Raw genomic sequence first — 13,937 nt, forward strand, 5'->3', positions numbered from 1 at the left:
GCTTTTTTGTTTTAGTTCAGAATGATGATCTTTTTATAATTGGAAAGTTCTTCCTTCTACCGCTAAGTCGGTGTTGTCAAAAGCAGATTGCGCTTCCTCTAAAAGCATTTGCAGTGTTTTATAGCGGGATGAAAAATGGCCGATCAATAATTTTCTTATTCCATTAATCTTTGCTATTTCACCTGCTTGTAAAGCCGTAGTATGATGGGTTTCGTTAGCACGATCAAGAAGATCATGCATAAAAGTAGCTTCATGATAGAGTGTATCGCAGCCTTTAATCGTTTCAAAGTAACGCTCATCAAACTTGGTATCTGAACAGTATGCATAAGATCTGGGCAGATCAGCTGGTGTAGTATAATCTTCACTTTTTAAGATCTCGCCAGTTGGTAATTCTACATCCATTCCCTTTTTCAAAGCAGTATAATAAACCATCGGTATATCATCAGTTTTTTCTTTGATCAACTTCCGCTGTCTATTTTTTTGCTGAAAGATAAACCCTGTAGTGGGAATGCGATGATTTAAGACAACTGTCTTCACAATTAAATCCTGATTTTCAAAAATCTGGCGTGATTCATCTGCTTCTACTGGAAAAAACTCTAACGGATACCTCAAGGTAGTATCTGAATATTTAAACTGGATTTCGAGGATTTCGAGTAATGGCTTTGGGCCGAATATTTGCATTGGCTTAACGCGGCCATTTAAGTGCAGACTTGAAAGTAGGCCGATGAGTCCAAAATAGTGATCGCCATGTAAATGGCTGATAAAAATATAATCAATGCGAGCAGCCTTTAGGTTGTATTTGGTAAGCTGCTGCTGCGTACCCTCGCCACAATCTATCAAATAAAATTTTTCATTACAATTTAGAAGCTGCGCCGACGGATTCCTGTTAAATACAGGTGTAGCCGAGCTACTGCCAAGAATGGTAACTTCAAATTTCATAATGGTAGGATATAAAAAGCCTCGTAGATTTTAGAAACTACGAGGCTTAAATTTTATTTAAATGTATTTATCTTTCGCCTCTAAATTCCTTTTCCAATTCATCCATAAAGATGAAATCAGTTGCTTCTTCTAGTGTATTAACAAACGTTACAGATTGAAATATGTTTGACAATTCTATAATCGGAGCAATTTCATCATTAATTCCAGTTACGATAAATAAACCGCCAGCTGATTTGCAAAGCCTATCACCAACTAACAGGCAACTTAAATCCTGCGCATCTGTACATTCTTTTACGTGACTTAAATCAACGATTATATTCTTAAATCCTTCAGCATTAAGTAAATATAATTCAGATTTCAAGCCGGGAGAATTATCATTTGTAAACTTCGGCTCCTTAAGCTTCAGCGTTACATATTTATCATGTTTATCAACTGAAAATTTCATCTCTTCTAATCTTTGTTTTACTAATGTATAAAATTTTAAAGTGTTTCCAAAGCCTTTAGAACATTGCTTTCAATTCGATTTCCAATAGCATCAGCATCGGCTTTAACGAATTTTTCGCCAACGATTTTTTCATAAAGCTCGATATATCGCTCGGAAATCGAATTTACAATTTCAGGCGTCATCTCCGGAATCACCTGACCGTCTTTACCCTGAAAGCCATTCTCGATTAACCACTTCCTTACAAATTCTTTTGAAAGTTGTTTTTGCGGTTCATCAGCATTTTGGCGCTCCTCATAACCTTCAGCATAAAAATAGCGAGATGAATCTGGTGTATGTATTTCATCAATCAAATAGATAACACCATCCGCCTTACCAAATTCATATTTTGTGTCAACTAAAATTAAACCACTTTTGGCAGCGATTTCAGTTCCACGCTGATATAAAGCATGGGTATAGTTTTCTAATTGCTCGTAGTCTGAAATGGAAACAATTCCTTTGGCTAAAATATCTTCCTTAGAAATATCTTCATCATGGCCAACGGATGCTTTTGTTGTTGGCGTAATAATGGGCTGAGGTAATTTATCGTTTTCTTTTAACCCATCAGGTAATGAAACACCACAAACAGAACGTTTACCAGCGCTATACTCACGCCACGCATGTCCTGCAAGATAACCTCTGATAACCATTTCAACTTTGAAAGGTTCGCAAATACGGCCAATGGTCACCATTGGATCTGGAACATCCAAAACCCAATTTGGAACGATATCCTGCGTGGCGGATAAAAATTTAGCAGCAATTTGATTTAATACCTGACCTTTAAAAGGAATGGCTTCCGGCAATACTACATCGAAGGCTGAAATACGATCGGATACAACCATCACCATTAATTTATCGGCTATGGTGTACACATCACGTACCTTACCTTTATAGAAATTGCTTTGGTTTGGAAAATTAAAATTGGTTTCTTTTTGTGCTTTCATGAGGGCATAAAAATAGAAAAAAAAGTCGGAATTTAGATGCGGCAAGGCATAAGTCGGCAGATAATATACAGATGTCAAACCGCATAGCTTAGTAGCTACGATGCTTGAACTATTTTAGTTTGTTTAAAGCTTCTTTGAAAGTTTGATTGGAAAATGTGCCAATAATTGCATTTCTAACCTGTACAACTATTTCATCATCTCTTTTGAATAGTTGAAGTCTACCTTTAAAAAGAAATCGTTGATCAACTTCGATAAAAGAAAACAGGTTTGCAAGTTTTTCCTTCCTGCAAACCCATTCTTCACCATCCTTTAAAACAATTAACCTCACTGTATGCGGCAACTTTTCAAAAGAAAGTTCAAAATTGTTATCTAGACAAATACTTTCCATCTGCTAAATCCGGAACCTATCTTCAAACTATTCACTATAGCCTTCTGACTTTACTGAATATCTCCATAAGCCTTTAAGATATCTTTTACTAATTTATGTCGAACAACATCCTCACCGCTCAAGTAAATAATATCGATGCCCTTAATATCTTCAAGAATTCTTAATCCGTTAAACAAGCCAGACATTTGCTTTTTAGGCAAATCGACCTGAGTCACATCACCGGTAACGATAAATTTAGCTGTTGGTCCCATTCGCGTCAGGAACATCTTTAACTGCATATCAGTTGCGTTTTGCGCCTCATCTAAAATTACAAAGCAATTATCTAAAGTACGCCCACGCATAAAAGCTAAAGGTGCAATTTCAATGGTCCTATTTTCAATATAGAATTTTAACTTTTCCGCCGGGATCATGTCATCCAAGGCATCATAAAGCGGACGTAAATATGGATCGATTTTCTCTTTCAGATCCCCCGGCAAGAAACCAAGGTTCTCTCCTGCTTCAACTGCCGGGCGAGTAAGAATGATACGTTTGATTTCCTTATTCTTTAAGGCCCGAACTGCCAAAGCAACTGCAGTATATGTTTTTCCTGTACCTGCCGGACCAATGGCAAATAAGATATCATTTTTGGCAATACTGCTAACCATTCTACGCTGATTAGCCGTTCTGGCCTTCACCAACAATCCGTTGGTACCAAAAACAATTACTTCTCCACCTCCACCGGTTGGTTGGTCTACATCTTTTTTTGCAACACCATTTGCCTTCGCACCCAATATGGATTCGACATCGTTATTTGTTAAAGAGCTGTATTTTTCCAAGTGTGCAACAAGCTGGTTAAACTTGTCTTCGAATGCCTTAAGTTCCTGTTCATCACCGAGAACCTTAACATCACTACCTCTCGCAACCAGTTTTAACTTAGCGAAAGCACCTTTAATCATTTCGTAATTCTCGTTGTTTGCCCCCCAAAAGTGAGCAGGATTTACGGTATCCAGAGTTAATTTTAATTCGTTCAAACTATAGTATTTTAAAAAGTTATCGGGGTATATTAATTAAAATTTGAATATTTGCAGACGCTTATGCCTCTACGCAAGAATAAGCAATAATAATGAATTTTTAATGGGGATAATTACTTTAACAACAGATTTAGGTTCGAAAGATTTTTACCAGAGCGCTCTTAAAGGTAGCCTGTTAAGTCTTATGCCTAATGTTAATTTAGTTGATATTACCCACGAAGTTCCATCTTTCAATATTTCATATGCAGCATTTGTTTTAAAAAATGCTTATCCATATTTCCCAAAAAATACTGTTCACCTAATTGGTATCGATTCGGTTTACAGTGAAAACACGAAATATATAGCCGTTAAACATCGCGACCATTTCTTTGTTGGTGCAGATAACGGTATTTTCTCTTTGCTTTTTGATGATATTCCTGAAGATGTTGTGGAACTGAATATCATGCAGGATTTGAAATATCTGCATTTTCCATTGGTTGATATTTTTGTGAAAGCGGCTACGCATCTGGCCAAAGGAGGCAAGCTAAAGGATATTGGTTTACCTGTAGCAGAAATTGAGCAAAAGATGCTTCTTCATCCTGTTATTGAGCGAGATATCATTCGGGGGAGTGTTGTTTATATTGATACTTTTTGTAATGTAATTACCAATATCACTAAAGATCTTTTTACCAGAATCCAGAAAAATCGTGATTTTACATTGTATTTCAGAAAGAGTGAAACCATTACTCAATTGAGCTGGCATTACAATGAAGTACAGGAAGGTGAAAAGCTTTGCCTGTTCGGCATTAGTAATCACCTGGAGATTGCAATAAACAAGGGAAAAGCAAGTGGCCTTTTAGGATTACATCTCGGCGATATTGTTAGGGTTGAGTTTCATCCTTAAGTTTAGTTCTATAATTCTTAGGCGTAGTAAATTTGTCTGGCAGCCTGAATAGTAAATTATAATATACCAGCCTAACATAAACAGCAGTCACGCTGAGGCACAAAGCAACATTATTAATTCCATTTTCGACGAGCGAATTAGATTGCTCCTTACCTCTCAATAACGAAACTTTTTCCAAACCAATCAACTTATGACAATGAACTTAGTTTCAAACAACTTCTATCTTTTCTACGTTTATATCCCATGAAGAAATATTTTTACCTCCTGGCGATTCTCTGCATAGGTTTTCAAACTTTTGCCCAGCAAGATACCTCTGCCTACGCTGCACAAAGAGTAAAGGTTAATACATTGCTTGAAGAAAGAAGCTCAAAATTTGGTCAGTACGATGAAAGCTTAAATCAGCGTACCGGAATTTTCGGATGGCAAACCAAAAAAGATATCAAAAATTCAAATGAAATTCTCCGTCAGGTAGTACTAACTGATAATAATATCTTTAAGGAGTTGAAAGTTTTGATGGATTACAAGGATCTGCAAAATCAACAGAAGGTTGCCGTGGCAGATCATTCGCAAGAGCGTATCGAAAATTACATGCAGACTATTAAAAAACTGCAGGATCAAAACGAAGAACTAGCTAAAGATTTAGCTAAAAAGAATAACCAAAGTTTATCAACCTATATTATTGTATTTCTTCTTTTGGTAATGATAGGTGGTTTTTATTTTTTCAATAAAAAATTAAAATATTATGAAAAAAGGACTGTTTAAAGTTTTAGCGAAAATTAATAAGGTTATTCTGCCAAGTTTGTACAAGAAAGATCCGAGTAAGTTAACAAATATTCAAAAAGCAATTCTGGGTTATCGTTATTGGGTAACAACCAATGCTTTAGATTAACAGAGACTTCATGTTGAGCCTGTCGAAACAGGATTAACTTTTCGACAAGCTCAGAATGATAACCATACTATTTCTTGAAATGCTCAATAATCAAAGTCGCGAGTTCCGTACCGATACGCTCCTGTGCTTCGTTAGTTGATGCACCAATATGAGGTGTTAATGAAATTTTTGGATGGTTTAAAATCTCAGCCAATGGCGTCGGCTCATTATTAAAAACATCTAAACCAGCAAAAGCTACTTTCCCAGAATCTAAAGCTTCGATCAATGCAGGTTCATCAATGGTTCCACCACGAGAACAATTCACAATGCCTACACCATTTTTCATTTTGGCAAATTCATCTGCACCTAAAATTGGTTTATCGGCAAATGGAGTATGCAAGCTTAAGAAATCACTTCCGGCAATTACTTCATCTAAAGAAACTGTTTTGATCGGTATACTCACTGACTGTCCGCCTTGAAACGTTAAAGTAATTTCAGATTCTGACGGATATAAATCATAAGCTAAAACATTCATCCCTAAACCCAAAGCTACTTTAGCAGTAGCACGACCAATACGACCAAAACCGATAATCCCAATAGTTTTACCACTCAGCTCAGTTCCTTTTGCGTAGGCCTTTTTTAGATTATTGAATTGAGTTGAACCATCAACCGGCATTTTACGATTAGCATCTTGCAAAAACCTGATGCCGGTAAATAAGTGAGAAAATACCAATTCAGCAACTGACAAAGAAGATGCAGCAGGAGTATTTACAACAGCAATACCTTGATTACGAGCATACTCTACATCAATATTATCCATCCCAACACCACCTCTACCAATTAATTTAATATTTGGAACAGCATCAATTAATTCCTTTCTAACTTTTGTTGCACTACGAACAGTAATGGCATCATAATTTTTTAGCGCTTCAGCCAGTTGATCTTGAGGAATGGTTTCTGTATCTACCTGAAAACCGGCTTTTTCTAATAATTCTTTTCCGATTGGGTCTATCCCATCGTTTGCTAATATTTTGATCATAATATGAATTCACTGATTAAATTGACTACTCAGGTTTAAAAGAGAATCAATTCATTTACAATTTAAACTAGTTTACTTTTGCTTGTTTTTCTTCGAATGATTGCATTGCGTCTATTAACGCATGTACGCTAGTAATTGGTAGTGCATTGTACATTGAAGCACGGAAACCTCCAACACTTCTGTGTCCTTTGATACCGACAATACCTTGCTCCTCTGCAAATTTCAAAAACGGCTTCTCCAGTTCAGCGTTTTCCATTACAAAACAAACATTCATTTTAGAGCGATCTTCTACTGCGCAAGTGCCTTTAAAAAGCGGGTTACGATCAATTTCCCTGTAAAGTGCTTCGGCTTTCTGCTTATTCTCTTTTTCAATTTCGGCTACGCCACCTTTTGATTTTAACCAACGAAGATTTAATAAAGCAACATAGATAGAGAAAACAGGAGGTGTATTATACATCGAACCGTTATCAATATGCGATTGATAGTTTAGCATTGATGGAATTTTGCGGTCGATTTTACCCAAAATTTCATCTTTTACAATCACAATAGTTAAGCCCGCCGGACCAACATTTTTCTGAGCACCTGCGTAAATTAAATCGAATTTTGAAACATCGATAACGCGGCTCATTATATCAGATGACATGTCGCAAACTATCGGAACATTTGTTTCAGGTACTTTAAAAAGTTCTGTTCCGTAAATGGTATTGTTGGAAGTGTAATGAAAATATGCGCTATCAGCAGGTATTTCAAAATCTTTAGGGATGAAAGTATAATTTGCATCTTTAGATGATGCAACAACATTAACATTACCTACAAATTTGGCTTCTTTTAAAGCTTTGGTTGCCCAAACGCCAGAATCCAAATAACTTGCCGTTTGCCCATCGCCCAATAAATTCATCGGAACCATAGCAAACTGCAAACTTGCACCGCCTTGTAAAAATAAAACGGAATAACCCGATGGCACATTTAGTAACTCTTTCACCAATTTATCTGCTTCAGCAACAACTGCCTCAAATTCGGTTGTTCTGTGCGAAATCTCTAAAATCGATAATCCATCGTTAAAATCTAAAACTGCCTGTGCAGCTTGTTTAAACACTTCTTGAGGTAAAATACAAGGGCCTGCGCCGAAATTATGCTTCATCTTATTATATAATGTTTTATGGCCGTAAATGTAAAATTTTTAAAGCAGTTATGCCCACAAAATCGTATCATAAAAAATTAAATTTTGTTAAAAAAACAAACGATTTTTAGTGTTTTATTAAGGCTTTTGTAATTAAAAACGTTTAATCTACAGTTATCAATTTATTCGTAATCTGAAAAGGAAAAGCAGTGGTTCTTTTGATAGTGCAGTCCCGCCAATCGCTGCAATCTTTTTCAAGCCATTAAAGGTTTTAAAACCTTTAACGTCTTAATCAAAAGTATTTACGCTTTTGTCGGGTTTAGATAACTTAATTTGGAAGTTCTTCGGATAGTTATCAATGCAAACATCATATTTAGCTTTTGCCAATTCTATTTGATAAAAAACTACAAATTCTTAAATCCTGTTCAATTCTTCAACTTCACAATCAGTTTCAGATTAAACTGTCTGCCTGTTAAATAGTTAGGAATGGCGTACTGCACATTGTCTACATCTTTAAGCCATAAATAAGAAACGGTATTATCAATATTCAGCATATTGAATATCTCGAAGAAAAGGATAACAGAGTTGAAATTCCGATCAAGAAATTTTGGTTTGTGCAAAGCCGCGTCATCTAAAAAATCTTTTGAAAAACCTATATCAACCCGTTTGTAAGATGGAATATAAAATTTATCTAAATACCTTGGGGTTTGCGACGGACCAATTGGCAAACGCGACCCATATAGTGCATTTAGGTGTACTTTATAAGTTGGGCTGTTAAGTAATTTATCTTGAAAGAAAATTGAAAAATTAAGCCTTTGGTCTGTAGGTCTTTTCAAAAAACCAGGAAAAACCGTCGCTCCATTCTGTACATAACTATCTCCAACAATATCTTCATTTGCCTGCATTATCGACATGCGGAAGTAAGAAACTAAATCCTTTACAAACTCGCCGCCGATGCTAAAATCTGCCCCGTATGCATAACCTTTCGAAACTTCGTTGGCCAAATATTTAATCCTCAAATTATCAATTTTATAAGGAATTAACCTATCTGAATATTTAAAATATGCTTCGGATGTAAATTTCAAGCGTGTTCCAAAAGCATCGAAGGCATAATCATATCCTACAGAAGTATTATAAGAGCTTTGTGCTTTTTGAATAATATTCAACTTTCCTGTAAAATCACGAATGGTCCGGTATGATGGCGGCTGTTTATATACACCTGCAGTGAACCTCAAAATTTTATTATTTGAATTGGGGCGATACGCAATTAACATTCTCGGGCTAATTAGCATCTGTTTGCTTAGCGAGCTATAAGTTGCACGAGCGCCCAGCTGAAGTTCGGCATAATCAGAAAGGGAATAACTATCCTGAATATAAGCACTATAATTTTTTATATCGATGTTATTTTCTACATTAATTACATTCTGCAATACAATGTTTTTAGAATTGTTAGGCAAAATGTATCCGGCTGAATCAGTATAATTGTACTCGTTCAACCTGTCATTATATTTAGATTGATCGTACTTCAGTCCCCAGGAAAATACGTGATTGTTGAAATTTTGGTCAACCTTAATTTCAGAAGCAAAAATCTGCGTATTTAAACTATTACGACCATAATTATAATAACTACCAATGCCTTTGTTTTTACTTACTGGTCCAAAGTTTTCGATTGGAAAGCTATTGTCAACTTCATCGAAAATATAGCTACCATTAATATCAAAACGCTCACGTTCGACAGTATTAAAATAGCTGTTGATAAACTTAATGACCTGATTGGGCTTTGGTGAATAAGTTGCAGTAACGGCTGTTCCTACGGTTTGGTAGTCATCAATTTCTTTTCCTGTATAGTCTACATTTAAACGCAATGTGGTATTTAAAGTTCCAAACTGAGTTTCGCGGTTAGTCGGTTCTAATTTGAACTGACCAAGATTTAAGTTTCCTAAAATGCTTATATTAAATTTTGATGAAAAATCATATTGATACAGCAACTGCGCATCAGCAAAATTGGGATTGTAGCTCCCCTTTTCGTCTTGCTTAATTAGAATGCTGGAATTATTCTTATACCTCAAACCTGCAATTAAAAAACTACGTTTATATATCCTCTTGGCTGTTACTGAAGTGTTCAAAAAACTGGTGCTTAAAATAGTTTGATTGCTATCTGGTTTATCATATCGGATATCTAACACCGAAGAAAGCTTATCTCCGTACTTGGCTTCGAAACCTCCGGCAGAAAACTTCGCTTTACTCACAAGTTCAGAATTTATAAAACTTAACCCCTCCTGCTGCCCGTTTCTAATTAGGACAGGCCTATTAATTTCTACGTCATTGATGTAGATTAAATTTTCATCAAAATTTCCCCCACGGACGCTATACTGTGCGCTCAATTCATTATTTGTAGAAACACCGGGTAAGGTTTTTAGCATGGTTTCGAAATTCCCTGAAACCAGTGGCATTGAAGCAATATCGGCTATATTAATCGTAGTGGTATTACTTAACTGGTTTTGTTTGTTCGTAATGTTTACCTGTTCTAATTCATTACTATTGGCAACTAAATTCACCTGTTGTGTAATCCGTGCACCCGAACGTTCATTAAATTTTAAAGTTTGTGGCTGGTAGCCAAGCAAAGAATATTTTATACTAAACGTCCGCGATTTTGAATAGATCGTGTAAACGCCTTGTTCATCAGTTACAGTAGATTGTGCCTGACCTTGAACAATTACGGTTACCTGCGATAATGGAAGTTTTTCCTCGTTATAAACTACTCCCGAAATCCTAACTAATGGCTGTGCCACAGCTAAACTGCAACCAGAAATTAGAAAGAAAAAGAATAGCTGAAGTTTGAGCATTAGTTAGTATCAAGATAAACGTATGAGGTATCAAGATTAAAAGGAAATCGCTGAAACGATTTAAGAATAAACAATTAAATACTTATACTATCATTTGTCAGTTGTTTCATCTTTGCAATTGTTTCAGTTGGGGTTTCTGTTGCAAAAATCGCATTTCCTGCCACGAAAGCGTTAGCGCCTGCCGATACTAAATGAGCGATGTTTTGCAAACCAACGCCACCATCAACCTCAATAATTAAATCTTCGTTCACGCCCTGGATCAGTCGTTTCAAATCCTGAATTTTCTTGTAAGTATTTGGGATAAACGCTTGTCCACCAAAACCAGGATTAACTGACATAATGAGCACCAAATCTAAATCTTCAATTACATCTTGCAGCAGTGTAACTGGTGTATGCGGATTTAACGCAACGCCAGCTTTACATCCAGATGCCTTAATGAGCTGAATAGTTCTGTGTAGATGTGTACAAGCTTCATAATGAACCGTAATTCGATCTGCACCTGCTTTGGCAAACTCGGGAATAAATTTATCAGGTTCGACGATCATCAAATGAACATCCAATGGTTTGGTTGCATATTTTTTAACCGCAGCCATTATAGGGAAACCAAAAGAAATATTAGGCACAAAAACACCATCCATCACATCTACATGGAACCAGTCGGCTTCACTTTGATTAATCATTTCTACATCACTTTGTAAATTGGCAAAATCTGCCGATAGTATGGATGGGGCAATTAGGTATTTCATTTAATTCTTATTTGTATCTTCTGTAAATTTTTTGGTGCTTTTTAAATTGATGATATCAAATTAATCTGCTGTCTATCACATCCATATCAAACAATTTGAGGACAAATTTAAATTTCAGCATGATGTTCGTTTTCATTAGCCTTCCTACAATATGAAAGTATTCTATATAAGAACTAGATAACTGAGTCAGCTTTTTATAAGCAGCTAATGTCTCTTCAACTTTATTATTACCGTGTTTTAAAACTAATATCGCAAGTTACAAAAGAAGTCGGAAAATTGTACAACTAAAAAAGCCGAAGCATGATGGACAAATGGTTGTAGTAGTCCCACCCTGCGTCCGCTGCTGATATCAAAACTCTATGTTGCAGTGGTAACTTAGATTAACCAAATGTGCATCATTCCTCATCTAACGTAATTAGGCCACAGCATTATCAAAATTTGGGAGGTGAATTGTAGCAAAAGTACCTTCACCCTCTGCTCGAGGCATAATTTTAAAGCTCGCCAAGTAGTTATCTGTTTGTGCATTTATCATGGCAATTCTTTCTTTTATAGATGCCAATCCCATAGATTTTTCTTTAACGCCTGTTTTTGTTCTCGTAACAGGTTGATGCTCCAAGCCATTCCCATTATCTTCGACAGTGATACAAATTCCCTGCTCATGCTTTTTAAGTTGCACTTCTAAATGCGCACCAGGTTTAGGATTAACAATTAAGCCATGTAAAATGGCATTTTCAATTAATGGCTGAATAAGCATTGGTGGTAAGAGTAATGTTGTTAAATGCAAACTTTCATCAGCTTCGAAATTAAAGCTGAAAGCGTTGTTGTAGCGCATAGCCTCCAGTTCAGTGTACAGTTTTAAGGCCTTCCATTCTCTGTCTGCAGTAACCAAACTTCTGGTTGAGTTCTCCAATATTAATCTGCTAAGAGCGGCAAATTTTTGTATTAACCTCGAAGCGGTATACTTATCATTATCTATTATATAGGCCTCGATAGAATTAAGTACATTAAAAAATAAAATGCGGATTCATTTGAGAACGTATGGCTTTCAATTCACTTTCTAACAATTTGCTTTGATGCGATAATTCCTTTGCTTGCTCTTCTGATTCTTTCTTTTGTAATGTGTTTTTAAGCGTAGCTGATTAATATTTGACCTGTTTAAAAAATAAATTAATACAGAACTTACCAAAAGGAGGACTAAGCCAGAATAGAGATAAATCTGTAGGGTTTTAATTTTTGCTAACTCCTGTTGTTGCTTATAATGATCCTCCTTTTTCTGAAATGCAAATTGAGCTTCGAGCGTAGCGATTTTGTTCTTGCTTTCTTGCGAATACAATGAGTCTTGTATCTGTTTAGAAATTTTAAAATTGGTCAGTGCGTTTTTGTAATCTCCCTTGTGCTCTTGTAATTTTGCCAAATTATCGGAGAAATAACTAATGTTATCTTTTTCATTTGCTTTTTTGCTGATATCTAAGGCCTTGCTTAGGTAAAGAATTGCATTATTATAAATTGAAACATAATCATTCGGTATTACCGTGTTTTTCTCAAACTTATCTTTGGTTTTATTAATGTAAATATCTGCGTACGTGCCACCAATATTGCCTAGATCGGTAATTGAACTGCTCGAATTTGGATTTGTTTCATTATGTAGCTTTTGAGATTGGAATAAATAAGTTAACTTCTTGATCTTATCATCATCATTTATAAGTGCTAACAACCCCAATACATTAGCTTGCCCAACTTTTTCATCTATTTCTTTAAATTTTGTTAAACTCTTTAAGGCAAATGAATTTGCTTTTTGAAGTTCATTGTTATTAAAATAAGCAGTGGCAATTACGTAACCGGATTGTGCAATACCATGACCATCTTCTATCTTTTTATAAGCCTCATAGCTTTTGAATGCATAATTTAGCGCTAGTTTATGGTTTTTTTGGGTAATATAAACGTTTGAAATATTACCGTAAATCAATGCCGTATATGGATCATATTTTATTTTCTGCGTTATTTTCAAAGCTTTAAAATAATTATCCAAAGCTTCGGTACGTTTGCCAATACTTTCATAAACCACAGCAATATTAATCAGGCAACTCGCCTCTCCCCTTGGATAGTTTATCTCATAGATTATTTTAAGAGATTTATTGAAGTAAACAAGAGCTTTATTGTATTCACTTTGAGCAGAGTAGATGCTACCTAACATATCATAAAAAGCCGAAGTTCCTTTTTTCCAACCTACTTTTTGTGCCCTTTCTAAGCCAGCTTTAGTATATCTTAAACAAGAATCAGTGTCTATATTTCTATAAGCAGCTGCAATTCGGTAGATAATTTTGATTTGGGCGGTATCCAGCTTCTGCGATGGTTTTAACAATGTGATCATCGAATCAATGGCTGCTATTCCTTGTTTTTGTGCTGCTACATTTTTAGAGATCATTAAAACAATGAAAAATAAAATGATGGTTTTAGCACCCAATTGCTGCGTTTTGATTTTCATAACAAAATCTATTGTAGTGATTGTAAGGTCTATTATCTTAAAATAACATATAATCAAACGAAGTATTACTAAGCTAAACTAAATCATATTACGCTTTCACTCATTAAAACTACCCATTCGTCCGGACATTAGCATTCTACATAAAATATGCAGCAATATTGGATAATTGAAACAAAATAAGCGCTAGT

Annotated in this window: 14 protein-coding genes; 3 read left to right on the top strand and 11 right to left on the bottom strand. The window is 35.5% G+C overall.

Annotated features, from left to right (window positions below):
• Positions 1-33: 33 nt before the first annotated feature.
• The 5 genes from ON09_RS16945 to ON09_RS16965 all read right to left on the bottom strand — a co-directional run bounded on the left by ON09_RS16945 (position 34) and on the right by ON09_RS16965 (position 3,762).
• On the bottom strand, positions 34-939 hold the full coding sequence (locus ON09_RS16945; protein WP_010602253.1) for a ribonuclease Z: 906 nt from the start codon (positions 937-939) through the stop codon (positions 34-36).
• Between the two features lie 67 nt (positions 940-1,006).
• Complete coding sequence (locus ON09_RS16950) at positions 1,007-1,384, bottom strand: STAS domain-containing protein (protein WP_010602254.1); 378 nt, start codon at positions 1,382-1,384, stop codon at positions 1,007-1,009.
• Positions 1,385-1,419: 35 nt separating this feature from the next.
• Positions 1,420-2,364, bottom strand: a complete 945-nt coding sequence (locus tag ON09_RS16955) for a phosphoribosylaminoimidazolesuccinocarboxamide synthase (RefSeq protein ID WP_010602255.1) — start codon at positions 2,362-2,364, stop codon at positions 1,420-1,422.
• A gap of 109 nt (positions 2,365-2,473) precedes the next feature.
• Positions 2,474-2,752: a hypothetical protein gene (locus ON09_RS16960; protein ID WP_010602256.1), complete on the bottom strand. Its 279-nt coding sequence runs from the start codon at positions 2,750-2,752 to the stop codon at positions 2,474-2,476.
• Positions 2,753-2,802: 50 nt separating this feature from the next.
• The gene (locus tag ON09_RS16965) at positions 2,803-3,762 is read right to left on the bottom strand and encodes a PhoH family protein (RefSeq protein ID WP_010602257.1); all 960 of its coding nucleotides are present in this window, start codon (positions 3,760-3,762) and stop codon (positions 2,803-2,805) included.
• A 103-nt stretch (positions 3,763-3,865) separates the two neighbouring features.
• Between ON09_RS16965 and ON09_RS16970 the strand changes: the two genes are divergently transcribed.
• From ON09_RS16970 to ON09_RS25470, 3 genes are all read left to right on the top strand, one after another.
• Entirely contained in the window at positions 3,866-4,645 is a 780-nt protein-coding gene (locus ON09_RS16970; RefSeq protein WP_010602258.1) for an SAM hydrolase/SAM-dependent halogenase family protein, read from the top strand.
• Between the two features lie 243 nt (positions 4,646-4,888).
• Positions 4,889-5,407, top strand: coding sequence for a hypothetical protein (locus ON09_RS16975; protein WP_010602259.1), 519 nt, complete (start codon positions 4,889-4,891; stop codon positions 5,405-5,407).
• Entirely contained in the window at positions 5,388-5,534 is a 147-nt protein-coding gene (locus ON09_RS25470; protein WP_010602260.1) for a hypothetical protein, read from the top strand. The genes ON09_RS16975 and ON09_RS25470 overlap by 20 nt, the downstream gene beginning before the upstream one ends.
• Positions 5,535-5,601: 67 nt before the next feature.
• On the opposite strand, the gene ON09_RS16980 is transcribed toward ON09_RS25470, so the two are convergent.
• The 6 genes from ON09_RS16980 to ON09_RS17005 form a co-directional block, all read right to left on the bottom strand.
• Complete coding sequence (locus ON09_RS16980) at positions 5,602-6,552, bottom strand: D-2-hydroxyacid dehydrogenase (RefSeq protein WP_010602261.1); 951 nt, start codon at positions 6,550-6,552, stop codon at positions 5,602-5,604.
• A 67-nt stretch (positions 6,553-6,619) separates the two neighbouring features.
• The gene (serC, locus tag ON09_RS16985) at positions 6,620-7,693 is read right to left on the bottom strand and encodes a 3-phosphoserine/phosphohydroxythreonine transaminase (RefSeq protein WP_010602262.1); all 1,074 of its coding nucleotides are present in this window, start codon (positions 7,691-7,693) and stop codon (positions 6,620-6,622) included.
• Positions 7,694-8,097: 404 nt separating this feature from the next.
• On the bottom strand, positions 8,098-10,518 hold the full coding sequence (locus ON09_RS16990; RefSeq protein WP_010602263.1) for a TonB-dependent receptor: 2,421 nt from the start codon (positions 10,516-10,518) through the stop codon (positions 8,098-8,100).
• 74 nt (positions 10,519-10,592) lie between these two features.
• Positions 10,593-11,264 (bottom strand): ribulose-phosphate 3-epimerase, encoded by a 672-nt coding sequence (gene rpe / locus ON09_RS16995; RefSeq protein ID WP_010602264.1) that lies wholly within the window; start codon positions 11,262-11,264, stop codon positions 10,593-10,595.
• A 415-nt stretch (positions 11,265-11,679) separates the two neighbouring features.
• A complete protein-coding gene (locus ON09_RS17000) occupies positions 11,680-12,288 on the bottom strand; it encodes a sensor histidine kinase (RefSeq protein WP_083838011.1) in 609 nt (202 codons plus the stop codon).
• 33 nt (positions 12,289-12,321) lie between these two features.
• On the bottom strand, positions 12,322-13,749 hold the full coding sequence (locus ON09_RS17005) for a tetratricopeptide repeat protein (protein WP_010602266.1): 1,428 nt from the start codon (positions 13,747-13,749) through the stop codon (positions 12,322-12,324).
• Positions 13,750-13,937 lie beyond the last annotated feature (188 nt).

The organism is Pedobacter agri PB92 (assembly GCF_000258495.1).
Lineage (GTDB): Bacteria > Bacteroidota > Bacteroidia > Sphingobacteriales > Sphingobacteriaceae > Pedobacter > Pedobacter agri.